The sequence below is a fragment of the Pseudomonas sp. 102515 genome (genome assembly GCF_031085165.1).
Lineage (GTDB): Bacteria > Pseudomonadota > Gammaproteobacteria > Pseudomonadales > Pseudomonadaceae > Chryseomonas.
Genome location: NZ_JAVHTY010000006.1, coordinates 146,247 through 172,084, shown reverse-complemented (window position 1 = coordinate 172,084; position 25,838 = coordinate 146,247). Strand labels below are relative to the sequence as shown.

Below are 25,838 nucleotides of genomic sequence, written 5' to 3'. Positions count from 1 at the left end.
AAGAGCAGTTGGTTGCGACCGTGTCGCTAACCGAGGCGCGCATTCTACGCCGTCCTCACATCCTGTCAAGCGTTGATTTGAACTTTTTCGTTTCAACTCAACCACTTGCGCTTGCCTGACCGGTTCAACCAATCTCGGCAGCGGGAGGCGAATCCTACAGCATCCCAAGACGCTGTCAACCCCCTCCGCTTCATTTCGTCATCACCCGGAGGTGAAGGCCAAATGGCGAAGAATCCCTGGACCCCTCGCCCGGCTCAGACCTAAGTGCTTGATTTTCAAGCCGCTTCAGCGTCTGCGCCGGAAGTGGGACGCATTATAGGGGAGTTTCGGAACAGGTCAACAGGTTATTTCAAGAAACTTTCGCCAGCGGCCAAAAAGGCCGGCAGAGGGCGAGCTGTCACCTGTGCAAGGTAAGATGCAGGCAGACGATGTTTCGAGGACTGCATGACTTCCATCCTGGCGCGCTACCGACAACAGCTGAGAAATACCCTTGGCGATTGGTTTCCCCGCACCACGCTCTTCCTCAAAGGAGAGCCACCTATTAAAGGAGAAACCAAGCCACGCAGCCGCAAGAAGGCAGAACCGGCCCCGTCCCTTAAGCCGAAGACCGCCAGCAAGGGGCCGGAGAGGGAGCAATCGACTGTCCAGCCCTCCGCGGCTACCCCCTCCCCCACCGCCCTCTATGGTCCCGCCTTCACGGTGAAGCGCTCCCAGGAGCAACGGATGAAAATGCGCGTCGAGCAGGCCGTTGCTCAGGGCATCATCCAGCCACCGTCGCCGGAACAATGGAAGATGATCCTGGCTCGTGCCCCGGCGACACGAATCTTCGCGGGTGCCGGTTCGGGCAAGACCACCACACTGGTACTGCGAGTGGTGTTCATGCTGTGCCACCTCGAGATCCCACGCGAGCAGCTAACCGTCATCTCCTTTACCAAGGCTTCCTGCGAAGAGTTGCGCGCGCAGCTCAAACGCGTCTTGGCCTTCTGGGAGGCTCCGCTGAATGACGAGGCGGCACGCGAACTGGTAAGGACCTTTCACTCGGCCCTGGCACAACTGGCGCGCACAGAGCTAAGGGCTACGCAGTGGTTCGAGCAGTTGTCCACTCAATCGAAAGGTGAGGATGAACCGGATAACGGCATGCTGGCTGGCGCCACCCTGAACGAGGGCCAACGGCAGCTCCTGATACAGGCCTACGAGAATTGCTACCGCGAGGACGCTGGTTTTCGTCGTCGGGTCCATTTGTTGCTGGAACTAGCGGCGCCCAATGAGGAAGAGCCACCCGGCGCACCGCCCTTGCAGCCCTTCGTACTCAATGGCGAACGTCAACCGCAACCGCTGCCCGACCTCTTCTATGGCCAGGCCTCATTCGCCGAGACCCTAGGACTGCGGATCGGCTCTATAAAGAGCAGCCAGCTGGAGTGCTCGACGCGGGACCTGATCTTCCTGGAGGCCATGCAGCAGTTCTGGCGACATTTCGGCAGGTTGCTGAAGGAACAACGACTGATCACCTTCAATACCGCCTTCGCCGTGCTGACGGATCGCCTGGAAAAGAAACCCAGTCGCACCCTGATTGCCTGCCTGCAGCCCTTCACCCATTTGCTGATCGACGAATTCCAGGACATCTCGCCGCAGATCGCCCTCTGGCTGCAGCAGGTACAGCGCAGGCTCGCCGAGGAGAAAGTCGCGCCCTCGCTGATGGCCATCGGTGACGACTGGCAATCCATCTATGGCTGGCGGGGCAGCTCGCCGGAGCTGTTCATTCATTTCGATCGCTGGTTTCCAGGCCAGACGCCGAGTCAGACGCTGATGCTGGGGACCAACTACCGTTCATCACCGGACATCGTGGCTGACGGTGAACGCATTCTGACGCAGGTACGCCACAAGCAGCCCAAGAAAACCCAGGCCTTCCGCATGGCGGATGACCAGGGTCATGGGGTCAAGGTCGTACCGCAATTCGATATCGCTCGCCAGTTGACCTCTCTGTTAGGTGAAATCGAAGCGCAGCGAAGCTATGCAGCGGAACGAGAGCAGCCGGAGCGGTGCGCGGTCATGGTGATGAGTCGTCTGAACGCGCCCTTGAAAGCCATCAACGAGCAGCTGGGCCGTCAGCCCGGCGTGCGGACCTGCACCATCCACCGAGCCAAGGGCCTGCAGGCCGAGGTGGCGATCGTGCTGGACGACGGTCAGCCCCAGCAGCCCCATCCACTACGCAATGCCCTCTATGCCGCCAGCGGGCATTTCCAGCAGAGCTATGACGCTGCCATGGCCGACGAGGCTTTGCGCCTCAGCTATGTGGCGGTGACCCGTGGGGTCAGCCGGGTGCTGTGGTACACCCGGCAGCCACGGGGTGCGGCGGCGATACTGGCGGGCTGAGCCTGGCATCGGGCGGATGGCGGCGTGCAGCGTCGTAACGTGAGCTGGCTGCCCCCCAGGGCGGCAGCCAGTCCAGCCGCTATTCGATCACATCGAAATCCTCGAGGTGCTCTTCGGACAGCTCCAGGCCCAGGCCGGGCTTGTCGTCGTCCAGTTGCAGGTAGCCACCGACCGGCTGGGGTTCGCCCTTGAAGACGTAGTAGAAGAGTTCGTTGCCCACTTCCACGTCGAACACCGGGAAGAACTCGGCCATGGGCGAGGCGGTGCTGGCCATGGTCAGGTGGTAGTTGTGCATCTGGCCGGCGTGGGGGATGACCGGGACCGACCAGGCTTCGGCCAGGGCATTGATCTTGCGCGCGGCGGTGATGCCGCCGACGCGGTTGGTATCGTACTGGATGACGTCCACCGCGCGGCGCTCGAGCAGGTCCTTGAAGCCGTAGGAGGTGAATTCGTGCTCGCCGCCGGAGATGGGCATGATGCCCATCTTCTTGAGCTCGACGTAACCTTCGATGTCATCGGCGATGACCGGTTCTTCCAGCCAGCGCGGTTCGAACTCGGCCAGCTTGGGCAGCATGCGGCGGGCGTATTCCAGGGTCCAGCCCATGTAGCACTCCAGCATGATGTCGACGTCGGGGCCGGCGAGTTCACGCAGGGCGCGCACCTGTTCGAGGTTACGTCTCATGCCGGCGGGGCCGTCCTTGGGACCGTAGCCGAATCTCATCTTGAGGGCGTCGAAGCCTTGGTTGAGATAGCCCTGGGCCTCCTCCAGGAACAGATCCAGATTGTCGTTGGCGTAGAGCTTGGACGCGTAGCAGGGGATCTTTTCCTTGGTCCGGCCACCCAGCAGCTTGAACACCGGCTTGTCTACCGCCTTGCCCATCAGGTCCCAGAGCGCCAGGTCGACGGCGGAGATGGCGGCCATGCCGATGCCCTTGCGGCCCCAGGCGTGGGTGCGGCGATACATCTTCTGCCAGAGGTATTCGTTGTCGAAGGGATCCTGGCCCATGACGATGGGTGTCAGGTACAGGTCGATGATTTCCTTCGCCACCCGCGGCGCCAGGGCACAGTTGCCCAGGCCGACCAGGCCGCCGTCGGTTTCGATCTCCACCACCAGCCAGCCGTGGAAGCGGAAGGAGCCCATGGCGTCGCCGCGCTCATAGAGGATATCGGTGGCGTTCGTGCAGAAGTGCGCCTGGGGCGGGACGACCTTGCCTTTCCATTCGAAGACGCGGGTGCGGACGCTGGTGATTTTCATCGGACTTTCCTTTTTTCGAGCATGAGTCAGGCCGGCCGGCTCCATGAGCCGGTTCGGTGGATTCGGGAGGCGCCTGGGGCGCTCCGGTAGCTAATCAGTGGCGGGACGCGCCCAGGCGACAGGCGATCTCGAAGGCCTGGCGGGTCGCGCCAACGTTGGCGCGACCCTGGCCGGCGATGTCGAAGGCGGTGCCGTGGGCAGGCGTGGCGATGGCAATGGGCAAGCCGCCCTGCACCGTGACGCCGCGGGAGAAGCCCATCAGCTTGATCGCGATCTGCCCCTGGTCGTGGTACATGGTCACCACCGCATCGAAGGCGCGGGCATCGCCCTGGACCTTGAGAAAGATGGTGTCCGCCGGATAGGGACCGTCGGCGGCGATGCCGAGCGCCCTGGCGCGCTCTACGGCCGGGCCGATGAGGTCGAGCTCCTCGCGGCCGAAGCTGCCGTTGTCGCCATTGTGCGGATTGAGCCCACAGACGCCGATACGCGGTCTGGCCAGGCCGCTGCGCTTGAGTTCGTGGTCGATCAGCTGGATCGCCTCGATCACCCGTTCCTGGCTGAGCAGACCAGGGACGTCCTTGAGGGCGACGTGGGAGGTCACCCGCGAGGTCCAGAGGTCGTCGAGCACGTTGAATTCGCAGAATGGCCCCTGGTAGCCCAGGTGCTCGGCGAACCAGTGCAGCTCGTCGTTATGGCCCATGCCCGCCAGGTGCAGGGAAGTCTTGTTGAGCGGACCGAAGAGGATGGCGTCGGTGTGGCCGGCCCGAGTCAGGTCGAGGGCGACGGCCAGGGTATCCAGGCTGTAGCGGCCACCAACGACACTGGCTTCGCTGCGGGGGAAGGCGCCCTCGGCACCGCCGCGGTAGGGATACAGCAGAGGCACGTCGTCCTGGAAATCGAGGGCATCCAGGCTGTCGATGCGGCGGTAGGAGTATTCGCAACCGGCGATGCGCATGCCGGTGCGCGCCTCGTCCTCGTCGGCGATCAGCACCATGCGGGCGCGGCTGCGCACCTCGGGATCGGCCAGCAGGCGGGCGATCAGTTCGGGGCCGATGCCGGCCGGGTCACCCAGCACCAGGGCCAGGCGGGGAAGCGGGGAATTGCTCATGCGAAAGTCCTCAGGTAGGTGTCCAGGCGGATGACGTCGGCCACCGGGCGATACAGGCGCTGGGCGGTGTCGTGGAAGAGCTGGCGCTGCGCCGTGATGGGCAGGTCGGCCACCAGGCGCTTGAAGCCGCCGATGATGGTGTCGTAGCTGCCGCACAGGCGGTCGACGGGAAAGTTGCTGGCGAACATGGCCCGCTCGGGACCGAAGACGGCGATGGCCTCGTGGACGATCCAAGCGTTGTCGTCGGCGCGCCAGGGCTGGCCGGCGAGGCCCAGGCCGGAGATCTTCAGCGCCACGTTGGGCCATTCGGCGAGGCGGGCCAGGGCAGCGCGCCAGGCGGCCAGACCTTCGGCGCTGCGGTCGGACGGCAGCCCCGTGTGGTTGAGGATCAACTGGATGGCCGGGAAATCCCGCGCCAGGTGACAGGCTTCGTCGAGGTTCCACCAGGGCGTCTGCAGATCGAAGTGCAGGCCGTGGCGCTGCAACTCGGCGTAGCCCTGGCGCCAGCGGTCGTCGCTCATCAGGGTGTGCCGGCTGCCCACCTCTTCGGGGCGCGCCGGGCCACCGGGCTTGTGTCTCACGCTGCGCACCCGTTCGAAGGCAGCCTGGGCAGCCAACAGCTCGGCGACGTCTTCGGCATCCAGCCAGGCCTGGGCGACCACCGCGTTGGGCGCGCCATGGCGGCGTGCCAGGTCATGGACGTAGCGGGTCTCGCCCAGGGGATCGCGCGGATCCCACTCGGTCTCGACATAGACAGTGTGGACCACCTCATGGCCGGCCGCGTCGGCCAGGTAGTGCTCGGGCAGGTAGTCACCCTTGATGGCGCTGTAGTCGCCATACCGGAAGGGGATGGTTTCCGTGCCAGACAGCCAGGGGTGGAAGTTGCGCTGGGGCTCCCAGAAGTGGTGGTGGGCATCGACGATGGGGCCGTCATAGAGTTCAGCCATGCTGCACCTCCCGCTGGTCCAGGGCGATCAGCAGGGTGCCGAGGATGAACAGGCCGGAGCAGAGGGCGAAGAAGCCCAGCACCGCAGGATAGCCACCCAGGTGCTGCAGCAGCAGGCCGACCAGGATGGGCACGGCGATGCCGCCGAGGCTGCCGGCCAGGTTCATCACCCCACCGATCAGCCCGACGCGTGCCGGCGCCGCCAGCAGCGCCGGGAAGCTCCAGTAGAGGCTGCCCCACATGAGGAAGAAGGCGGTGAGCGCCAGCAGCGCCACGGCGGCATAGGGATCGGTCAGCCGCGGCAGCAGCAGGAAGGCTGCCAGCGCCACCAGGCCGGAGCAGGACAGCAGTCCCTTGGCGGCGAGACCACGACGCATCCCCTTGCGCACCAGCAGGTCGCAGAGGAAACCACCGACCAGGGAGCCGGCCGCGCCGCAGAGGAAGATGACGAAGGTAGCGGCGCCTATGCCCTTGATGTCGAAGCCGCGAGCCTGGGCCAGGTAGCTGGGCCCCCAGGTCAGCAGGCCAAAGAAGACCATGGCCCAGCTGGCGCGGCCGATGAGGATGCCGGCCAAGGAGCGGCGGGCGATGCCCAGGCCCCGTGCGCCGGCCTTGGCGGCCTGGGCCACCGAGGTGGTGCGACCTTCATTGATGCACGCCAGCTCGGCGGCATTGACCCCGGGGTGGGTGGCCGGGTCGTCCCTCAGGTAGCGCCAGGCGAGCCAGGCCATGGCCAGGGTGGCGATACCGGCGATGAAGAAGGCGGTGCGCCAGGAACCGAAGACGGCGATCAGGTAGGCGATGAGTAGGCCGCCCAGGGCCACGCCCAGCGGTCCGCCGCAATCCATCAGTACCGCGCCGCGCCCGCGTTCGCTGGAGGCCAGCCAGAGGGAATTGAGCTTGCCACCGGCCGGGAACAGTGGCGCTTCGGCGGCGCCCAGGGCGACCCGAGCGAAGATCAGCGACAGCCCGCCGGTGGCGAAGGCGGCGAGGGTCTGGAAGACGCCCCAGAGGCCGGTGGACCAGCCGATGACGCGGCGCGGGCCGTAGCGGTCGATCAGCCAGCCGCCGGGAATCTGCAGGAGCGCATAGGCCCAGAAGAAGCTGCTGAGGATCAGCCCCTGGATGGCCGGCGTCAGCTGAAATTCGCGAGCGATGGTGGGCATGGCGATGGACAGCGACACGCGGTCCACCAGGTTGATGACGGTGAGGCCGAAGATGATGGCGAAGATGCGCCAGCGGACGCGGGAGGCCTGGAGCGCCGTGGGTACGGCGGCCTCGGCAAGGCGTGAGGAACGGAACGTCGAGAGCATGGCGTGGACCCCTGGGATTCTTGTTATGGGTGTTCAGCTGCCGGCTGGCGAGGTCGACTATCAGCCGGGAGGTGATAACCGTCTAATCAAATCTACGCATAGGTGTATAGCCACAGGATATAGGGCAATTCTTGCTCGTCCCTTACTGCCCTCTTACTGTAGGGTCTCAGGCAAAGCGCAGCGCCAGACATAACTCCAGGCTATCGGTACATGCCATCTTTTGAGTGGTCAGGATCGCCGGGTGCTGCGCACACTCGGCCCACTCAAAACAACGACAAGAAAGAGGTAGTCCCATGCGCAGCACTTCCCTGCTCGCCGCCCTCCCCCTAGGCCTGGCCGCTATGGTGGCTCCCGCCGCCCAGGCTGCCTGGCAACCCGAAGGCAAGGTGGAGATCGTGGTCGCCGGCGGCCCCGGTGGCGGCACCGACCAGCTCGGCCGACTGATCCAGTCGATCATCACCCAGCACCAGCTGCTCGACGCCAGCACCGTGGTGATGAACAAGGGCGGCGGCAATGGCGCCGAGGCCTTCCTTGAGATGAAGATGGCCAAGGGCGAGGCGGACAAACTGGTCATCGCCACCAACAACGTCTACCTGTTGCCGCTGACCGCCAAGCTCGGCTACCAGCTCGCCGACCTCACCCCGGTAGCGGCCATCGCCGAGGATGACTTCATCCTCTGGACCCATGCCGACGCGCCCTGGAAGGATGCCGGCCGGTACATCGAGGCGATCAAGCAGGATCCGGCCGGCAAGCGCATGGGCGGCAGCCAGTCCAAGGACGTCGACCAGACGCTGACCCTGCTGCTCAATCGCACCGAGGGCACCAAGCTCACCTACATTCCCTTCAAGAGCGGCAGCGAGGCGGCGACCCAACTGGCCGGCAAGCACATCACCTCCAACGTCAACAACCCCAGCGAGAGCCTGAGCCAGTGGCGCGGCGGACAGGTGGTGCCGCTGTGCGTGTTCAGCCAGACACGCATGGCCTACACCGCCAAGGTGACCGAGACCCAGGCCTGGTCCGACGTGCCCACCTGCAAGGAGCAGGGCCTCGGCATCGACCAGTACCGCTTCCCGCGTACCGTGCTGCTGCCGGGCGGGGTCAGCGAGGAACAACGGGCCTTCTATGTGGAGCTGCTGCGCAAGGTCAGCCAGACGCCGGAGTTCAAGGCCTACATCGAGCGCAATGCGCTGGTGCCCACCTTCCTCGAAGGTCAGGCGCTGCAGGACTACATCGCCCAGGACACCGCCCGGGTCACCCCGGTGTTCGAGGACGCGGGCTGGCTCAAGCGCTGATCGGCGCATCGACACAGGAGAGACGGCCATGACCGGAGATTCGCTGATCACCACCCGTTGGGTGGAACTGGGCCTGGCGGCCTTCACCGCCGGACTCGGTGGCATCGTGATGGTGGGCAGTCTGGAACAGGGTATCGGCTGGGGCGATGCCGGCCCCGAGCCGGGCTACTTCCCCTTCTACATCGGCCTGCTGCTGACCCTGGCCAGCCTGGCCACGGCGCTGCAGACCCTGTGGCGCTGGCAGACGCTGCGCACGAGCTTCGTCGAGCGCGCCGCCTTCGGCCAGGTGCTGCGGGTGTTCCTGCCGATGCTGGCCTTCGTCGTCGCCCTGCCCCTGCTGGGCCTCTATCTGACTGCTTTCCTGTTCATCGCCTGGTTCATGGCGCGGGATCGCCAGCGGCAAAGGCGCTATGGCGTATGGCAGATCCTCGCCACCGCGGGTGGCGTGAGCCTGGCCAGCTATCTGGTCTTCGCCCTCTGGTTCAAGGTGCCACTGGACGCCGGGCCCCTGGCCGACCTCGCCCGCCTGCTGAGGAGCCTGTCATGAGCGAATTCGATTCCCTTATGCACGGGATGGGCCTGATCCTGTCCTTCCATCACATCGCCCTGATGGTGATCGGCGTGCTGCTCGGCATCCTGGTCGGGGTGCTGCCCGGCCTGGGCGCGCCCAATGGCGTCGCCCTGCTGCTGCCGCTGACCTTCACCATGAGCCCGACCTCGGCCATCATCCTGCTCTCCTGCATGTACTGGGGGGCACTGTTCGGCGGCTCCATCACCTCGATCCTGTTCAACATCCCGGGCGAACCCTCGTCGGTGGCCACCACCTTCGACGGCTATCCGCTGGCGCGTCAGGGCCGCGCTGGCGAGGCCCTGACCGCGGCCTTCACCTCGGCGCTGCTGGGCGCCCTGGTCGGGGTGCTGCTGCTGACCTTCCTTTCCAGCCGCATCGCCGCCTTCGCCATGGAATTCAGCTCGCCGGAATTCTTCGCCGTCTACCTGCTGGCCTTCTGCACCTTCATCGGCATGAGCAAGAATCCGCCGCTGAAGACGGTGGCGGCCATGATGATCGGCTTCGCCATGGCGGCGGTGGGCATGGATACGGTGTCCGGCAATCTGCGCCTGACCTTCGACCAGCCGGCACTGCTCTCGGGCATCAGCTTCGAAGTGGCGGTGATCGGCCTGTTCGGCATAGGCGAGATCCTCTGCACCGTGGAGGAAGGCCTGGTCTTTCGTGGCGAGCAGGCGCGCATCACTCTGCGCACCGTGCTCGGTACCTGGAAACAACTGCCGCGCTACTGGCTGACCTGGCTGCGCAGCGCCCTGGTGGGCTGCTGGATGGGCGTGACACCTGGAGGACCTACCGCGGCGTCCTTCATGAGCTATAGCCTGGCGCGGCGTTTCTCGAAGAATCGCGAGGGCTTCGGCAAAGGCGAGCTGGAAGGGGTGATCGCCCCGGAGACCGCGGACCACAGTGCCGGCACCAGCGCCCTGCTGCCGATGCTGACCCTGGGCATTCCCGGCTCCGCCACCGCCGCGGTGATGCTTGGCGGCCTGATGATCTGGGGTCTGCACCCCGGCCCGACCCTGTTCACCGAACAGCACGACTTCGTCTGGAGCCTGATCGCCAGCATGTACCTGGGCAACGTGGTCAGCCTGATCGTGGTGCTGGCGACGGTGCCGCTGTTCGCCGCCATCCTGCGGATCCCCTTCTGCATCATCGCGCCGATCATCTTTACCGTCTGCGTGATCGGCGCCTACTCGGTGCACAACAGCCTGTTCGACGTCTGGCTGATGCTCGGCTTCGGCATCCTCGGCTACGCCTTCAAGAAGCTCGGCTATCCCATCGCCCCGCTGGTGCTGGCGGCGGTGCTGGGCGACAAGGCCGAGGACGCCTTCCGCCAGTCGATGCTGTTCTCCGATGGCCAACTGGGTATCTTCTGGTCCAACGCGCTGGTGGGCAGCCTGACCACCGCGGCGCTGCTGATGCTCTGCTGGCCCCTGCTCGCGCGGGGCCTGCAGGCGCTGCGCCAGGGCCAGCCGCGGGCCAAGGTACGGCCCTCGTGAACGCCCCGGCCTGGCGCGGACGTACCCCGCCGATGCCGGGCCTGGGCGCATGCGCTACCCTAGCCGGCTCCCCTGCCCCAAGGTCCGCCAGCATGACGCGCATTCCCGATGCCCACACCATCCACAGCCGTCTGCGCCTGCGCCAGTTGCGGCTGGTGCTGGCGCTGGCGGAATTCGGCTCGCTGCGCCGCGCCGCGGACGACATCGGCATGACCCAGCCGGCCGCCACCAAGATGCTGCACGAGATCGAGAATCTGCTGGGCGTGGGACTGTTCGAGCGGCTGCCACGGGGCATGCGCGCGACGGCCTTTGGCGAGACGGTGATCTACTACGCGCGGATGGTGTTCGCCGAACTCTCGGGCATGCGCGAGGAGCTGGTCGCACTGGAGTCGGGCAATCTCGGTCGCGTCGCGGTGGGCGCCATCCCAGCGCTGGCGTCGGGGCTGCTGACCCGCACCATCGCCACGCTCAAGCAGAGCCATCCGCGGTTGTCCATGTCCATCCAGGTGGATACCAGCGACGTGCTGGTCCAGGCGCTGCTGCAGGACCAGCTGGACGTGGTCCTGGGGCGCATCCCCACCGGTGCACGTGCCGAGGAGCTGCTGTTCGACAGCCTGGGGGAAGAGGTGCTCTGCGTGATCGCCGGCGCCCAGAATCCCCTGGCCCAGGCCACTCATCTCACCTGGGGCGAATTGCAGGAGCACACCTGGGTGCTGCAGCAGCACCCGAGCCCGATGAGGGCCATCATCAACCAGGCCTTCCACGATGCCCGGGTCGACATCCCCGGCAGCATCGTCGAGACCACCTCCATCATGACCCTGCTGGCGCTGCTGCAGCAGACCGACATGCTCGGCGTCACGCCCTTGTCGGTGGTCAACGACTATCCCGGTCGGCACCTGCTGGCGGTGCTGCCCATCGCCTTCGAGCCGCGCCTGCCGCCCTATGGACTGATCCGTCGGCGCCACCGCGTGCAGTCCTCGGCCATGCAGACCTTCATGGCCGCGGTCCGCAGCGAGCACGGGCGGTTGCGCCACGACGAGGGCCCGGCGAGCCCACCCGGCTGACCGGCAAGGCCCATCGATTGCCCCACCCGCCCTGCTTGGGCATAGTGAACCGGCCTGCCAGACACCGGAGTCACCTACCATGCCCGTCCTGTCGCCCCTCGCCCGCCCCGCTGCCTGCCGGGGTCGCCCATGAGCCAGCGCACCATGTTGCTCACCGGCGCCAGTCGCGGGATCGGTCACGCCACCGTCAAGCTGTTCCGCAACCTGGGCTGGCGTCTGCTCACCGTCTCTCGCCAGCCGTTCTCCGAGGAATGCGCCTGGCCGGAAGCCCGCGACGCGCACATCCAGGCCGATCTCGCCGACCTTTCCCAGATCGATCACCTGGTCGCCACGGTCCGCGAACGCCTGCCCAGCGGCAAGCTGGATGCCCTGGTCAACAATGCCGGTATCTCGCCCAAGGGGCCGGATGGCGGTCGTCTCGGGGTAGCCGCATCGGATGCCGAGACCTGGACCCACGTCCTGAACGTCAATCTGGTCTCCACCGCTCTGCTGGCCCGCGCCCTGCTGCCCGAGCTGGAAGCTGCTCGGGGCAGCATCGTCAACGTCACCTCCATCGCCGGCTCCCGGGTGCATCCCTTCGCGGGGGTGGCCTATGCCGCCTCCAAGGCAGGACTCGCCGCGCTGACCCGAGAACTGGCCCATGAATTCGGCCCCCGCGGCATCCGCGCCAACGCCATAGCACCGGGCGAGATCGCCACCTCCATCCTCTCGCCCGGTACCGATGGTCTGGTGGAAGCCGAGGTGCCGCTCAAGCGCCTGGGCACCCCCGAGGAAGTGGCCGAGACCATCTACTTCCTCTGCAGCGAACGCTCCTGCTACATCAACGGTGCCGAGATCCATATCAACGGCGGTCAGCACGTCTAGGTAGCGCCTGTGGCTGAGGGCAGCCCACCTGGATTTATGGCGGGCCGCCTGAGTCACCCTCCCGCTTAGCTGCAGAGGTTGCCGTACAGCCACAGATACGTCCTTAACCCCATGAAATGTTATGTTATAACGTGCTAAATTATCCTGAAGCCCCTGCTACACGAATGCCCCTGCCCTACGACCGACCCTAGCCGTGATAAACATGACGATCCAAGCGAGCTTCCCCAGCAATAAACTCCCTGTCACCGTGCTGTCCGGCTTTCTCGGCGCCGGCAAGACCACCCTGCTCAACCATATTCTCAACAACCGCGAAGGCCGGCGGGTGGCGGTCATCGTCAACGACATGTCCGAGGTCAACATCGACGCCGCCCTGGTGCGCGACGGCGGCGCCGAGCTGTCGCGCACCGAGGAAAAGCTGGTGGAGATGAGCAACGGCTGCATCTGCTGCACCCTGCGCGAAGACCTGCTGCTGGAAGTCGAACGCCTCGCCCGCGATGGCCGCTTCGATCAGTTGGTCATCGAATCCACCGGGATCTCCGAGCCTCTGCCCGTGGCCGAGACCTTCACCTTCGCTGGCGAAGACGGGCGTTGCCTCGGTGACGTCGCCCAGCTCGATACCTTGGTCACCGTGGTGGACGCCTTCAATTTCCTACGCGACTACGCCTCCAGCGACCTCCTGGAGTCTCGCGGCGAATCCCTAGGCGAGGAAGACGAACGCACCGTGGTCGACCTGCTGATCGAGCAGATCGAATTCTGCGATGTCCTGGTGGTGAACAAGCTGGATCTGGTCGAGGCGGAGGAACGCGATCGCCTGCTGGCCATCCTGCGCAGCCTCAATCCCCGCGCGCGGCTGGAGCTGACCAGCTTTGGCGCCGTCCCCCTGGAGCGCGTGCTGCAGACCGGACTCTTCGACTTCGACACCGCCGCCCAGGCGCCGGGCTGGCTGCAGGAGTTGCGCGGCGAACACACTCCCGAGACCGAGGAATACGGCATCTCAAGCGTCGTCTACCAGGCGCGCCGCCCCTTCCATCCCGAGCGCTTCTTCGCCCTGGTCGAGCAGGAGTGGCCCGGCGTGATCCGTTCCAAGGGCTACTTCTGGCTGGCCAGCCATCCCGCCCACGCCGGCACCTGGTCCCAGGCCGGCGCCGTGGCCCGCCACGGGGTGGCCGGGCGCTGGTGGGCCGCGGTCCCCCCCGAGCAGTGGCCGGAGGATGAAGAAACCGTCGCTCTCATCAAGGAGAAATGGCACGCCGGTGTCGGCGATGCTCGTCAGGAGCTGGTGCTCATCGGCATGGAGATGGACGAAGCCGATCTGCGCGCCCGCCTGGATGCCTGCCTGCTGACCGACCGGGAACTCGCCGCTGGCCCCTCGGCCTGGATGCGCCTGCACAACCCCTTCAGCGACTGGCCCCAGCCCGCCGATCCCCACTGAGCCGAGCCCTGCCCATGAATGCCATCCTGCCCGATGTCTCCCTCAGCGAGACCGCCGAACGGCCCGCCGCCCTCGACTGGGTCGGCATGCAGGGTATCGACCTGCCGATCCGCCTCGGCAAGGGCGAACTCGGCGGTCTGCTGCCCGCCAGTGCCGACGTCCAGGTCGACCTGCCCGCGGCCACCGCCAAGGGCATCCATATGTCCCGGCTCTATCAGCTGCTGGATCGCCTGAGCGGCGAAGCCCTCCTGACGCCCGAGCGCCTGCGTCTGCTGCTGAGCGACATGGTCGCCAGCCACCGCAGCTGCGACTCCCGCGCCGCCCGCCTGCGGCTGGACTTCGCCCTGCTGGTTCGCCGTCCGGCCCTGATGACCACCGAGCTGAGCGGCTGGAAACGCTATCCCGTACGCCTGGAAGCCTGCTGGGTGGCCGGCGTCTTCCAACTCAGCGCCCGCGTCGAGATCCTCTACGCCTCCACCTGCCCCTGCTCCGCCGCCCTGTCCCGACAACTGGTCGAGCGGGCCTTTCTTACCGAGCACGGGACCGCCACGCAGCTCGATCCAGCCACCGTCGCCCACTGGCTGAGACGTCACGCCTCCCTGGCCACCCCGCACAGCCAGCGCAGCCTGGCCAGGGTGCGGATCAGCCTACCGGCAGGTGCAGCCGACTTCGGCTTGCTGCCCCTGATCGACCAGTGCGAAAGGGCCCTGGGCACCCCGGTGCAAACCGCCGCCAAGCGCGCCGACGAACAGGCCTTCGCCGCGCTCAATGGCAGCAACCTGATGTTCGTCGAGGACGCCGCCCGCCGCCTGCTGGTCGCCCTGCGTGACAGCTACCGGGACGTGAGCATCCAGGTGCGCCATCTGGAGAGTCTGCATCCGCACGATGCGTCCGCCTGGGCCTCCAGCTCGCCCGCTTGACCAGGGCGTCGCTGCAGCTTTCCTTTCACAACGGCCGCTTTAGCGCTTTACTGCAAACGAAGCGGTCGCCTTGGGCGACCATTCCCCCTGTCTCAACGCAGGAGCGCTTCTCGATGAAATCACGCCTTACCGCAGCAACCATGGTTGTCTTGCTGGGCGTCCTCGGCACGGGCGTCGCGCTGGCCGAAAGCCCAGTGGAAAAGAGCATCCGCCAGGACGGCCGTGACGTGAGCAAGGACACCCGCCACGACCGAAAGGAAGTCGACCAGGGTGCGGCCCATGCCGCCAACGAAGCCGACCGCACCGATACCCACCTGGACAAGGAACGCCCCCGCGAAGACAAGAAGATGGACAAGGACTACAAGAAGACGCTTTAACCCTTGAGTGTCGGGGCAAAGCCCGGGGCGGATCCCGTTCTCGAGCGCTGCCCCCTTCCTTCAGCCACCGCCATGTCGGCTGAGTCCCCGCTACCAAAGGGCAGGGACTGCCTCCAGCAAGCAATGTCCTGGCCTGCCTGCTCAACGGATGCGGAGCTCAATGGCTCGCTCGCGGCCGTTGCTGAGCATCCTGTGATTGACGTCACGTTATTTTGGCATGACGGGCCTGATGGCTTAGACTGCGCACCTCTCGAAAAAGGAGTTTCGCATGAAGCCGTCTCATCTCTTGTTCATCACCTTCGCTGCGCTACAACTGGTCGGTTGCGCCATCGGCCAGAAGATCGATTACCGCCAGACCGCCCCGCAACTGAGCGTCAAGGCTGACAAGCCGGTCGCCGTCGCGGTACTCGATGAGCGCCCCTATGTAGTCGCCCAGAACAAGGACGCCACCTACGTCGGCAATATCCGCGGCCTCTACTACAACCCCTGGAGCGTCCGCACCTACAGCGGCAGCCCCCTTTCCGCCGATCTGCAGGACGCCGTGCAAAAGGCCCTGGCCCGCGCTGCCATCACCGCCATGCCCAGCCAGGCCAGCGACCGCGCGCCCCAGGGCCAGAAGCTGCTGGTGCTCAAACTGCGGGAATGGAAATCCGACGCCTACATGCGCGTCCGCTTCGACTATGACGTCGTCACCCAGGTCCTCGACGACCAGGGCAAGGTCCTCGCCAGCGACGAGATCAAAGGCAGCGGCCCGACCAACAACGTCATCCTATCGGGCGCCCAGGTCCTGACCAATGCCATCGACGCACCGGCCATCGCTACCGCCTTGGCCAAGGGCAATACGCCCTGACTGAACGCTGCACTTTGCTATGGAAAAGCCCGCTTCGCGCGGGCTTTTTGATGTCCCCAGATGCTGGAGCAGGATCCACAGCGGACCGTAGCGCATGGCCATCGATACGAACGCCAAGGAGCTTGAGGTGCTTCAGCCAAACTGCAGTGATTCAGCGGCGAAGACGCGTCGGGGCACGAAGACCGGAATACAAAGTAGCCAGACGGGCGCTCGAGCGAGATCGGCACTCAACTGACCCCGCCTTACCTGCAGTCCAGCAGTCCTTGCGGGCAAAGAGCTCGAAAATGACCGCCAGCCTCCGGCGCTTCAGAATCGTGGCGACCCGCGACAGATATGACGTTAGTGGGAATGACCGTATCGCTCCTGGGCTGCAACCATTACTCCAACAGAAGCCCCCTCTGCGAGCCGAATCCCCTGTCCGGCGTCGAGTGCCAACGGCCCAAGGCGCTGAACCAGATCATCTGGCGAGCAATCTCGCGAGTGGTGCACATATCAGTGAAGGTCTTGGTAGCTTCATCGGACAGGCATAGGTCTCGCCTGCCACACCGAATCCAGAAGCGACCGGAGTTGAAAGCCCAGGAGGAAGTGAAACCGCGATTTCGAGCGTGCTCTCGCAGCGTGCCAGTCACACTTCCTGTCTGACCGAATCGCGAAGCTCAGGTTGCGGACTATGGCATCCAGCTGACTGTCGACGCCTTGGCGCGGGCTGGGACAACAGCTGGCAGTCCGCACCCAACCACTACCCGCACTTCTGTCGCTTTCGGTTGTCAGACCTCCTCATTCGACGTCGACCCGTGCTAGACAATCAACATGAATGCGCCTGTGAAAGAACAGAAGGTGATCAATGCGATTGCCATAGGAACCTGCGTCTCAGCAATTGTCTTGCTGTTGAGCTTCGCTGAAGCCACAATCGCGGCCAATAGCTGGGCTCCGCAGCCCGGCACCGAAACTGAAAAGGATATTTCAGTTGCGCTATCAGTTAACAAGGACAGTGACGCTCTTCGAGTCCATGCCCCACTCCCGGATAAGTAGCGTCCCGCTGAAATCTGCACTCGCTCGTCCGAGACCGCTCTCCGGCGATCGGGGATTACTAGCGCTTGCCTTGGGTGCCATGTGCATCGGGCTGGCGACCGTCTTCATGGTGGCCTGCGGATAAATGCGCACGACTGACGCTTGACAGCTCGAGCAGGTTGCCAGATCAGTTATCGACGCCTTGCACGCTCCGATTCCAACCGCTCTGACTTCTCGTCCCCTGCGAGTCGAGCACCTTCGAGTGCCGTTCCCCCCAGCACCCGGCTGCATTCTGCTCTTCACCGCCATGCCGCTGTCATCAGGCTCGATGGCGTGTCTCGCCATTGATGGCCGGATTTCGAAGGTGTTCCGAAACAGTTTCGGAACACCTCTTTTCCTACCGGCACGTCAGCCCTTGAAATCCACCCTCGCAGGCAGCAAAAAGCCTCATTAGGGCGGGGCAGCGCAGGGATTCGAACTATGGAACCCTTGCGGGTCGTACGGAAACGATCTACTGCCTGCTCAGGCGCTTCGTCGACTCGAAAACTCATCTCTTCGCCTTCGCGGCGCGACACCTGCGCCATTGAGATCCGTAAGCACGGATAGTAACAGCGCAACCATGAATTGTGATCTGCAAGGATCAAAGACGCGGAGAAGAGACATGAAAATCTAAATGCAAAAAGAGAATCAGCTCGCTGCTCATTTCAACATCAGACAAGCCTTAGTACATCTCAAGCCTTAAATTTAACAATAACTGTATCTGCATCCAGCGGAAGATGTGAACCTTTCACCCGCAACTCATTGATAGCATAAAGTATTGTCAGATTCATTGCCTCTGCGCTTCGCATGGTTCGAGGTGTGATGAACCGGAAGACCTTGGCGGGGATTTCAACATCTAATAGAGTCAAAAGCATACCGCTACTTCTATACTCGACAAAATGCTTTATTGGTGGATCTAACGCAGACAGCGCTCGTCGTAGATCGTCCATTTCTATTTTCGCTCAGCTACTCGAAAGCTATAATAAGGAGACAGTTGGTTAGATAGACTATTGTCTACCGTTCATCAGATGAGCGAAAACCTCACAGGGCCATAGATACTATCTCTCACGAGCGGCCATCAACAGCGCTTTTCACTATAGGAGAGCGAAATGAAACAGCTGGATAGAAAGCACGGAATAGAGCTTCTCGAGCGATACTCGGCCGAACAAGACGCCATTAATCACCTGCTCCGTCAAATTTACGAATGTCATGGAACGGCCGACACCGAAGCGCTTCGCGATATGTTGGGGCTGTGCATTGTCGAAATTCAAGAAAGACAAGAGACCGTTCTGAGGGCGTTTCGCTTTCTGTTGGAATCCGACACGAGACCTCAGAAGACCTAGCGAGACGGCACTTCCGACCACAAACGCGATGCGCACCGCTTAAATGGTCGGGACCGCTTCGTTACCGTTTCGCTTGCGCGAATTCAACACGGCGAAGAACTAATTCGGGAGACTTTGCGAGCCAAGACACAATACTCGAGGTAAAGCACCTTGCTATTGGCACGCAAGAGGATCCTTATAACGCCACCATGTGTCGTCAACTACGAATGGAATTGAAAAATGAGCGGTGCAAGGAAACTGTACGTTGGCACAACCGGAATCAAGCAGCTCATCAGGCAGAAAACCAGCATCAAAGAACTGAAACCATCAGCCGATAGAGCTGCCCTAGAAATTCTATTTCAGCGTTACGCAGAAGAGCTTGAGCAAGTCCGCATGCTTAAGTTGGATCTGAATAGACTTAAGGTCATCCACTGAAATTAGGTTGGCAGCCTTTAATTTTCGCTTTCAATATCCCTGATGTAGCACTTCGCTTGCTGGCGCTCCGCAAGCAGGGCGCGAACCGCCGCCTCTAGGCTCGGCACCGGACTGGCCAGCACAATCCGCCAGTGCGACCACCATTCCCGCGATAGTCCACTTCATCGCCCCGACTCCATGTCGATGATTGCCGCTGCGGCCGTCGCCGGTGCGCTCCTGCCAGGTGCTCGGCTGCCTGATAGGCTCCGCCAGCGACCTTCACGGCCTGCTGCTGGACCAGTTTTGCCCGCTTCGCACGCTTATCGGCAGCCTGACGAAGATCCGCCAGCGCCAGGCTCTGCTCGCCGACCTGGCCTACAGGGTGTCGCTGGTACGAGAGGACGCCAAGACGCTGACCGCAGCGTCCACCTCGTCCTGGAAGTCCTTGGCGGTGGGCTGGTAATGATCGGCGGTTAGCCATTGGATAACGTCGGCACCCACCAGCGCGCCCAGGGCGAGCAACACGACGGTAGCGACCGCGAGCGCGGCTGTCCGGTACTGCTCAAGTACGTCCACCCGCCGCCCTATCCGGCAGCAGCTGGAAGTAGGGCTTACCACGTCCTTGACCGCATCGTGGCCGAAGTCGTTCGGGTGGACGTTGTCCCGGGGCGCCATCCCCGATCTGGTCCTGGCCAGCAGCATCGCGGGTGCCGGTGGCTGCTGCGGCCAAGCCCCTGATGAAGATCCCATCCGACACCCGGGACAGTCAGCTGGCGTTGTAATCACGACGGGCTGGTCATCGGCTCCCACGGCCTTGGAGTTGGTATTGAACGGCGTAGCCTCAAGCACCACCGGACGCTGTACGGCCGCCTGTAGCGTGGCGAACACAAGGTCCAGGGCCACAGCGCTAATGCCGGTTCCAGCAGTGACGTCGTTCTCGACCAGGCAGGATAGACCACCGCCTGGTTCGAGCAGTGGTAGCCCCTAGGCGCTCTAGTTTCTCATTCTCGGCGCGGTCATTGGCAACACCGGCACTGGTACGGGAGAAGCGCTTGCAGAGCTAGGCAAGGCCCTAGGCCAAACCCACGCCGCCGGCAGTGAACCACCCGACCGGGTTGCCATCGCCTAGGTCAAATGGGTCCACTTGTGGACTCCAGAAAAGAAAAAGCCCGGCGCTGTGGCCAGGCTTTGTTTGGCTTGCAACTAAGCTAGCGGGGCGCTGGCTCTTGGTCGTCGACATCGCCCGTCACCGGATCCTCCGGAGCATCCGAATCGGCATCAGGCTGATCTGCTGGGTCGACCTGATCGGGGTCCAGGGGTTCTACCGCATCAGGCTCAGTAGCCTGCGCGAAACGAGAACCCGCGATAGCCGCGTCAATCCCGAATAGCGATCTCGCTATCATAGCCGGCGCAATCGGCGAACTGAAGCGTTGGAAGACTCTGGACGTAGTGATCATTTACCACCTCACATTGAGGCCGAGAATGACCTCATAAGCTTGGAAGTGGAAAACACGCGCACGTTCAGTGGCCACTACTACCGGCGGTCCCTAATGTTGGGGATCCGCCTTTTCGTTCTTGTCGGCCGCCTTCGAACGATCGGAAAGCGCCTGTTGACGGAGCTTTGCAATCTTGGTCAAGCGGATCTGAGCGTTCCTCGCTTGAGTCTCTTCAAGCGTAGGCGGCAGATCTTCAGGGGCTGCTCCTGCATCAATCCTAGGTCTTCGAATATCTGACATCGTCGTCTCCCATGTTTGCGATAGGTGCTCTACATGGGAAGTGCCATTCGCTGCACCGTTCAGTGGCCACCATCACCGATGGTCAGAAAACAAAGGTAATAACTCGCAGAAATTTCGATCCGCTTGCGCTTGATCGAGGCGTACGCTCCTTTGACAAGCTAAGTCCTCTCGCACATGGAGGTACAAATGAATGATCCAGCAAGATGGGGAGCTTCGCGTCGGGTCATTATGCTGGCGATAGCGACAGTCGCCACCGCCGCAGCAATTCTTGCGTTAGTACTCGGAATCTTCCGACAGCCTGCCTAAAGCCCTATAGATCTGCCGGCCTATCGCGCCAGGCATGGGGCCAATAATGGCCGCGCTGTAGCTGAGGACTGGTCAAACACACTCAAGCCATCGACTGTGATCGAAGATCAAACGCTGACGCTTGTGTCCTCGGTTCGTCCTTGACCGGAGGGAGCTGTGTCCGGTGGAACTTCATCTGATAAACCGCCCCTGTCGTGGACGTGAAAGTCGAAAGGCATTTGCGGTCGAGCAGCTAGCAGAGTCGGTACAAGGCCGATGGCGGGTCTGAATAGTGGTCGTGATATACCGGGTGTCGGTGTATCTGATGGTGCCCTGCTCGATTATCTCGTTTCCCTGGCCTTGGCCGGCGAGGATTGGACCGAGCCCTCTATAGAGCGGCCAACCATGGAGGGATGGACGACGCCCATGTAGATGCTGCGGGCAAGCTGATCCGGTCCGTTGATCATGCCGACCGTTCGCCACTCGAAGCCGTGCCGCACCGAATACGACCCGTATTGGCCGCCGGTGCCGTTCTCCGGTAATTTCTCGATATGGAGGCGCCGCCCCCTGGTAGAGAGGGTTATGCCCGGCTGAGGCTGGCCGGTGCGAGATTGAATGCCACCCACGCTGCGCCCAACGCCTGGGCGCTGGACCTGTCGAGAGTGAGCTGAGATGCGCACGGAGGAGTCAGGAATAGGGATCTGCCGCGAAGGATGATCAGGCGTACAAGGAAGCTGAAATCCGGAAGGCTCTGGGTCGTCTACCACTACACCCAGACCCTGCCGGGAGGGCGATAGAAAGAGATTCCGCTAGGCGGCGGCCTCCACGAGGCGAAAGCGGACTCGGCGCGGCTCGAACGGACGACGATGCCGAAGTCCATGAAGCGCCTGGGAGACGTGTTCGATCGGTACGAGCGGGAGATCGTTCCGTCGAAAGCAGCTGAACACAACGGGACAACCTGCTTTCATTGAAGCAGCTTCGCGCGGCATTTAAGGCGCCGGTCGAAGCGGTGACGCCACCGGTCATTGCCCAATATCGGCACAAGCGCACGGCGAAGACTCGGGCGAATCGCGATATCGCCCTGCTCTCACACGTCCACGACATTGCCAAGGAGTGGGGATCACCAACATGGAGAACCTGGCCAAGGGCGTGCGCGAGAACAAGGGGACGCCGCGAGATTCCTATGCCTGAGACGAGGTATGGAAGGCGGTCTACGCCCCCGCCTGTATCGAGCAGCGCGATGTCATGGACCTGGCCTACCTGACGGCACAGCCGCCCAGCCACGTGCGGGTGCCTCGCGCCGCCGACATCCAGGACGGGTTCCTGCTGGTTGCCCAGGGCAGACGTCCAAGAAATTGCGGATCAGGCCTCTCGCCGGCGAGGTACCGACAGCCCTGGGCGTGCTCGTCGAGAAGCTGCTGGAACAGCGGAAGGAGCGTCGAGCGGTCGGGCCGTACCTGGTCACCACGCCAGACATTCGCCGGCTGACGTCGAGCATGCTCCGGATCCGCTTGGACGAGGCAGGAATAGATGCCGCAGCGACAGCGCTGGAACGCCTCGATGAGATGTTGACCGCCGCTATCCACCCGTTCCAGTTCAGGGACATCCGACCGAAAGCAGCTTCAGAGATAGAGGATCCGGGCCGGGCCTCGAACTCCTCGGCCACACCGACAAGGGTAACCGAGACCGTCTACCGGTGCGTAGGTGAAGTGGTCGACCCTACCCGCTGATCCGGTAGTCACGGAACTCACTTTAAAGTTACGGAAACCGGCCTCATATAAAGGCTAGCTGAATTGGTGCGCCCAGAAACGCAAAAGCCCCGGCAGGCGGGGCTTTCAGGGTGTTGCAGGTGGCGGAAGCGCAGAGATTCGAACTCTGGGACCCTTGCGAGTCGGCGGTTTTCAAGACCGCTGCCTTAAACCACTCGGCCACACTTCCGTAAGAGGGGCGCATAGTACCTGATGGCAACACACTGTCAAACAGTCGCAAGCGATCCTTAAGCAACATTTGCTATCTTCGGGGTCGTACGGTACACCACACCGTTAATCTAGCTTTGGAGTACACCATGAACGAGCGTCAATACGCCTACAACCCTGCCATCGCGCAACCGCGGGACGTCAGCCGTGTATTGCGCAACACCTATGCCCTGCTGGCCATGACCCTGGCGTTCAGCGGCCTGGTCGCCTTCGTCTCGCAGCAGATGCGACTGCCCTACCCCAACATCTTCGTGGTCCTGATCGGCTTCTATGGCCTGTTCTTCCTGACCATGAAGACCCGCGACAGCGGCTGGGGCCTGGTCAGCACCTTCGCCCTGACCGGCTTCATGGGCTACACCCTGGGCCCGATCCTGAACATGTACCTGGGCCTGCCCAACGGTGGCAGCGTGATCGCCTCCGCCGCCGGCATGACCGCCCTGGCCTTCTTCGGTCTGTCGGCCTACGCCCTGATCAGCCGCAAGGACATGAGCTTCCTCGGTGGCTTCCTGATGGCGGGCTTCTGGATCCTGCTGGGCGCCGTGGTGCTGTCCTTCTTCGTCCAGATCAGTGGTCTGCAACTGGCCATCAGCGCCGGCTTCGTGCTGTTCGCCGCCGCGGCCATCCTGTTCCAGACCAGTGCCATCGTACATGGTGGTGAAGACAACTACATCATGGCTACCATCTCCCTGTACGTCTCGATCTACAATATGTTCATCAGCTTGCTGCAGATCTTCGGATTCGCCAGCAACAACGATTGATCACCAGCGGTAGCCCAAAAGGCCCGCTTCGGCGGGCCTTTTTTACATCCATGAAATTTGCCATCGTTGTCCTTTCCCCACCCCAGGCGCCTTCGGCGCGCCGGGCCCTGCGCTTCTGCGAGGCGTTATTGGCCGGGGGTCACGAGGTGTCGCGACTTTTCCTCTATCGCGACGGGGTCCATAACGCTTCCCACGCCACGGTCAGTGGCCAGGACGAGTTGGACCTGCCCGCGCGCTGGCGTGAGCTGATCGAGCACCATCAGATCGATGCCGTGGTCTGCATCGCCGCCGCCCTCAAGCGTGGGCTGCTGGACGAGAACGAGGCACGGCGCTACGAACGTGAGGGCGCGGTAAACGTGCGGGCACCCTGGCAGCTGTCCGGTCTGGGCCAGTTGCACGAGGCGGTGCAGGACGCCGATCGCCTGCTCTGCTTTGGAGGCGACTAGCATGCCCAAAAGCACTCTTGTCATCTCCCGCCAGCCCGCATTGGCCGGTCCCGCTCCTCGCGAGGCCCTGGATATCGTATTGGCCGGCGGTGCCTTCGAACTGCCCCTGGCGCTGCTGTTTGCCGGTCCTGGCGTGACCCAGTTGCTGGCGGCCGACAGCGCCGCGCTGGAGCAGAAGGATCTAAGTGCCAACCTTTCCGCGCTGCCGCTGTTCGGTGTCGAGGCCATCTATGCCGAAGCCACCGCTCTGCAACGACTGGGCATCACGCCCGAGCAAGTGCCCGCCTGGGTGACGCCGCTGGCGCCTGAAGCCCTGGCGGCGCTGATCCATGACCATGACCAGGTGATTTCCATTTGACTACCCTGCACCTGTTTTCCCGTTCGCCGCTCCTGGACGCCGATGCCCTGGACGGTCTGACCTGGGTCCGCAGCGGGGATGTCGTTCTGCTCACCGGCGGTGCGGTCGAAGCGCTACGGCCTGGCAGTGCGGTGGCCGCGTTACTGACGAGCATGCCTGCCGAAGCGACTCTCCATGCTCTGGCGGACGACGTCCAGGCGCGCCACCTACAACCCGAACGCGCCGTGAGCCTGATCGACTACCCCACTTTCGTCGACCTGAGCGTGAGCTGCGCCAAGGTCATCAGTTGGACCTAGCCATGCGTCCTCTCGATCTCGACCCCGAAGGCTACCTGCGCGACCTCTCCCAGTGGAGTCCCGAGGTGGCCCGGCAACTGGCACTCAAGGAAGGCATCGAGCTGACCGATCGCCACTGGCAGGTGCTGCAGGCGCTGCGTGACTTCTACGCACAATTCCAGCTTTCGCCGGCCAATCGGCCGCTGATCAAGTACATTGCTCAGACGCTGGGCCCGGAACTGGGCACCAGTCTGCAGCTGAACCTGCTGTTCAGGGGCGCGCCGGCCAAGCTCGGCGCCAAACTGGCCGGCCTGCCGAAACCGGATAATTGCCTATGACCCTCACCATGCCCGAAGAACATCCCTTCGCCGTCTATGTCCGGGCCTTGGGCAAGGGCAAGCGCGGCGCGCGCAGCCTGACCGAGACCGAGGCGGAAATGGCCATGGGCCTGATCCTCGACGGCCGGGTGACCGAGGCTCAGCTCGGCGCCTTTCTCATGCTGCTCAGGCACAAGGAAGAGAGCGCCGAGGAACTGGCCGGCTTTACCCGCGCCGTCCGGGCACGGTTGCAGCCACCAGGCTTCACCGTCGACCTCGACTGGCCCTCCTACGCCGGCAAGAAGCGTCATCTACCCTGGTATCTGCTGGCGGTGAAATGCCTGGCCGGTGGCGGCGTGCGGGTGGTCATGCATGGCGGCGGCACTCACACCGCGGGCCGACTCTATACCGAACAGTGCCTGGCCGACCTGAGGATGCCGACCGCCACTGATTGGCAGGACGTCGGCACCCTGCTCGAGCGTGGTCAGCCGGCCTTCCTGCCGCTGGCCGCCTGGATGCCGGCCCTGCAGCGGATGATCGATCTCAAGGCCGAGCTCGGCCTGCGCTCGCCGATCCACTCCCTGGTACGGCTACTCAACCCCAGCCAGGCGCGTTGCATCCTGCAGAGCATCTTCCACCCGGGTTACCAGGAGGTGCATCGCGAGGCCAGTCGATTGCTGGGTGACGACAGTATCGTCATCAAGGGCGAAGGCGGTGAAGTCGAGCGTAATCCCGATGTCATCGCCCATCTCTATGGCACCCGTGGCGGCGAAGCCTGGGGCGAAAGCTGGCCGGCGCTGACCGAGCGCCGCCAGGTCAAGCCGGAACGCCTCGATCCGGCCCTGCTGGCCGCCACCTGGCGGGGTGAAGCGGAAGATCCCTATGGCCGCCTAGCGGTCATCGCCACCCTGGCCGTGGCCCTGCGCGCCCTGGGCCAGGACCAGGCCAGTGCCCAGCGCGACGCCGAGCGACGCTGGGACGCGCGCGACCGGACGCTCTGACGTCGCTTCAGGAACCCGGGGCTGCTCCCCGGGTTCCTAACC

Annotated in this window: 24 protein-coding genes, 1 tRNA gene and 1 pseudogene; 19 read left to right on the top strand and 7 right to left on the bottom strand. The window is 63.6% G+C overall.

What is annotated here, in order from left to right:
- The first annotated feature begins 444 nt into the window (after positions 1-444).
- The gene (locus tag RCF34_RS21380; RefSeq protein WP_308709989.1) at positions 445-2,373 is read left to right on the top strand and encodes a UvrD-helicase domain-containing protein; all 1,929 of its coding nucleotides are present in this window, start codon (positions 445-447) and stop codon (positions 2,371-2,373) included.
- A gap of 79 nt (positions 2,374-2,452) precedes the next feature.
- Here the strand turns inward: RCF34_RS21380 and RCF34_RS21375 are convergent, their stop codons facing one another.
- The 4 genes from RCF34_RS21375 to RCF34_RS21360 all read right to left on the bottom strand — a co-directional run bounded on the left by RCF34_RS21375 (position 2,453) and on the right by RCF34_RS21360 (position 6,995).
- Complete coding sequence (locus RCF34_RS21375; RefSeq protein ID WP_308709988.1) at positions 2,453-3,628, bottom strand: L-rhamnonate dehydratase; 1,176 nt, start codon at positions 3,626-3,628, stop codon at positions 2,453-2,455.
- 94 nt (positions 3,629-3,722) lie between these two features.
- On the bottom strand, positions 3,723-4,736 hold the full coding sequence (locus RCF34_RS21370; RefSeq protein ID WP_308709987.1) for a 4-hydroxythreonine-4-phosphate dehydrogenase PdxA: 1,014 nt from the start codon (positions 4,734-4,736) through the stop codon (positions 3,723-3,725).
- Complete coding sequence (locus tag RCF34_RS21365) at positions 4,733-5,683, bottom strand: amidohydrolase family protein (protein ID WP_308709986.1); 951 nt, start codon at positions 5,681-5,683, stop codon at positions 4,733-4,735. The genes RCF34_RS21370 and RCF34_RS21365 overlap by 4 nt, the downstream gene beginning before the upstream one ends.
- The gene (locus RCF34_RS21360) at positions 5,676-6,995 is read right to left on the bottom strand and encodes an MFS transporter (protein ID WP_308709985.1); all 1,320 of its coding nucleotides are present in this window, start codon (positions 6,993-6,995) and stop codon (positions 5,676-5,678) included. Before RCF34_RS21360 ends, RCF34_RS21365 begins: the two co-directional genes overlap by 8 nt.
- Before the next feature lie 293 nt (positions 6,996-7,288).
- Between RCF34_RS21360 and RCF34_RS21355 the strand changes: the two genes are divergently transcribed.
- The 10 genes from RCF34_RS21355 to RCF34_RS21310 all read left to right on the top strand — a co-directional run bounded on the left by RCF34_RS21355 (position 7,289) and on the right by RCF34_RS21310 (position 16,890).
- Positions 7,289-8,287: a tripartite tricarboxylate transporter substrate binding protein gene (locus RCF34_RS21355; protein WP_374941223.1), complete on the top strand. Its 999-nt coding sequence runs from the start codon at positions 7,289-7,291 to the stop codon at positions 8,285-8,287.
- 28 nt (positions 8,288-8,315) lie between these two features.
- Positions 8,316-8,834 (top strand): tripartite tricarboxylate transporter TctB family protein, encoded by a 519-nt coding sequence (locus tag RCF34_RS21350; RefSeq protein ID WP_308709984.1) that lies wholly within the window; start codon positions 8,316-8,318, stop codon positions 8,832-8,834.
- The gene (locus RCF34_RS21345; protein WP_308709983.1) at positions 8,831-10,351 is read left to right on the top strand and encodes a tripartite tricarboxylate transporter permease; all 1,521 of its coding nucleotides are present in this window, start codon (positions 8,831-8,833) and stop codon (positions 10,349-10,351) included. Before RCF34_RS21350 ends, RCF34_RS21345 begins: the two co-directional genes overlap by 4 nt.
- A gap of 92 nt (positions 10,352-10,443) precedes the next feature.
- On the top strand, positions 10,444-11,415 hold the full coding sequence (locus tag RCF34_RS21340) for a LysR family transcriptional regulator (protein WP_308709982.1): 972 nt from the start codon (positions 10,444-10,446) through the stop codon (positions 11,413-11,415).
- Between the two features lie 129 nt (positions 11,416-11,544).
- Positions 11,545-12,279 (top strand): SDR family oxidoreductase, encoded by a 735-nt coding sequence (locus tag RCF34_RS21335; protein WP_308709981.1) that lies wholly within the window; start codon positions 11,545-11,547, stop codon positions 12,277-12,279.
- A 202-nt stretch (positions 12,280-12,481) separates the two neighbouring features.
- Positions 12,482-13,711, top strand: a complete 1,230-nt coding sequence (gene zigA, locus RCF34_RS21330; protein WP_308709980.1) for a zinc metallochaperone GTPase ZigA — start codon at positions 12,482-12,484, stop codon at positions 13,709-13,711.
- A 14-nt stretch (positions 13,712-13,725) separates the two neighbouring features.
- Positions 13,726-14,631 carry a GTP cyclohydrolase FolE2 gene (gene folE2 / locus RCF34_RS21325; RefSeq protein WP_308709979.1) on the top strand — a complete coding sequence of 302 codons (906 nt, stop codon included), beginning with the start codon at positions 13,726-13,728 and terminating at the stop codon, positions 14,629-14,631.
- A 113-nt stretch (positions 14,632-14,744) separates the two neighbouring features.
- On the top strand, positions 14,745-15,008 hold the full coding sequence (locus RCF34_RS21320; RefSeq protein WP_308709978.1) for a hypothetical protein: 264 nt from the start codon (positions 14,745-14,747) through the stop codon (positions 15,006-15,008).
- 268 nt (positions 15,009-15,276) lie between these two features.
- A complete protein-coding gene (locus tag RCF34_RS21315; protein WP_308709977.1) occupies positions 15,277-15,858 on the top strand; it encodes a hypothetical protein in 582 nt (193 codons plus the stop codon).
- 810 nt (positions 15,859-16,668) lie between these two features.
- Positions 16,669-16,890, top strand: a complete 222-nt coding sequence (locus tag RCF34_RS21310; RefSeq protein WP_308709976.1) for a hypothetical protein — start codon at positions 16,669-16,671, stop codon at positions 16,888-16,890.
- A 710-nt stretch (positions 16,891-17,600) separates the two neighbouring features.
- Here RCF34_RS21310 and RCF34_RS21305 read toward each other — a convergent pair.
- Positions 17,601-17,858: a hypothetical protein gene (locus RCF34_RS21305; protein WP_308709975.1), complete on the bottom strand. Its 258-nt coding sequence runs from the start codon at positions 17,856-17,858 to the stop codon at positions 17,601-17,603.
- A gap of 159 nt (positions 17,859-18,017) precedes the next feature.
- Here RCF34_RS21305 and RCF34_RS21300 point away from each other — a divergent pair, with 159 nt between their 5' ends.
- Positions 18,018-18,251 (top strand): hypothetical protein, encoded by a 234-nt coding sequence (locus tag RCF34_RS21300; protein WP_308709974.1) that lies wholly within the window; start codon positions 18,018-18,020, stop codon positions 18,249-18,251.
- 768 nt (positions 18,252-19,019) lie between these two features.
- On the opposite strand, the gene RCF34_RS21295 is transcribed toward RCF34_RS21300, so the two are convergent.
- The gene (locus tag RCF34_RS21295) at positions 19,020-19,319 is read right to left on the bottom strand and encodes a hypothetical protein (RefSeq protein ID WP_308709973.1); all 300 of its coding nucleotides are present in this window, start codon (positions 19,317-19,319) and stop codon (positions 19,020-19,022) included.
- A gap of 2,149 nt (positions 19,320-21,468) precedes the next feature.
- Between RCF34_RS21295 and RCF34_RS21290 the strand changes: the two are divergent.
- Positions 21,469-22,395, top strand: a pseudogene (locus tag RCF34_RS21290) (integrase).
- A 120-nt stretch (positions 22,396-22,515) separates the two neighbouring features.
- On the opposite strand, the gene RCF34_RS21285 reads toward RCF34_RS21290, so the two are convergent.
- Positions 22,516-22,603, bottom strand: a tRNA-Ser gene (locus RCF34_RS21285).
- Between the two features lie 127 nt (positions 22,604-22,730).
- On the opposite strand from RCF34_RS21285, the gene RCF34_RS21280 reads away from it, so the two are divergent.
- The 6 genes from RCF34_RS21280 to RCF34_RS21255 are packed head-to-tail and all read left to right on the top strand — an operon-like array spanning position 22,731 to position 25,796.
- Entirely contained in the window at positions 22,731-23,399 is a 669-nt protein-coding gene (locus tag RCF34_RS21280) for a Bax inhibitor-1/YccA family protein (RefSeq protein WP_308709972.1), read from the top strand.
- Positions 23,400-23,449: 50 nt separating this feature from the next.
- Complete coding sequence (gene tusD, locus RCF34_RS21275) at positions 23,450-23,845, top strand: sulfurtransferase complex subunit TusD (protein ID WP_308709971.1); 396 nt, start codon at positions 23,450-23,452, stop codon at positions 23,843-23,845.
- A gap of 1 nt (position 23,846) precedes the next feature.
- Positions 23,847-24,203 carry a sulfurtransferase complex subunit TusC gene (gene tusC, locus RCF34_RS21270; protein WP_308709970.1) on the top strand — a complete coding sequence of 119 codons (357 nt, stop codon included), beginning with the start codon at positions 23,847-23,849 and terminating at the stop codon, positions 24,201-24,203.
- Positions 24,200-24,499 carry a sulfurtransferase complex subunit TusB gene (tusB, locus tag RCF34_RS21265; RefSeq protein WP_308709969.1) on the top strand — a complete coding sequence of 100 codons (300 nt, stop codon included), beginning with the start codon at positions 24,200-24,202 and terminating at the stop codon, positions 24,497-24,499. Before tusC ends, tusB begins: the two co-directional genes overlap by 4 nt.
- A gap of 2 nt (positions 24,500-24,501) precedes the next feature.
- On the top strand, positions 24,502-24,816 hold the full coding sequence (locus RCF34_RS21260; protein ID WP_308709968.1) for a TusE/DsrC/DsvC family sulfur relay protein: 315 nt from the start codon (positions 24,502-24,504) through the stop codon (positions 24,814-24,816).
- Positions 24,813-25,796: a glycosyl transferase family protein gene (locus RCF34_RS21255; protein ID WP_308709967.1), complete on the top strand. Its 984-nt coding sequence runs from the start codon at positions 24,813-24,815 to the stop codon at positions 25,794-25,796. The genes RCF34_RS21260 and RCF34_RS21255 overlap by 4 nt, the downstream gene beginning before the upstream one ends.
- Positions 25,797-25,838 lie beyond the last annotated feature (42 nt).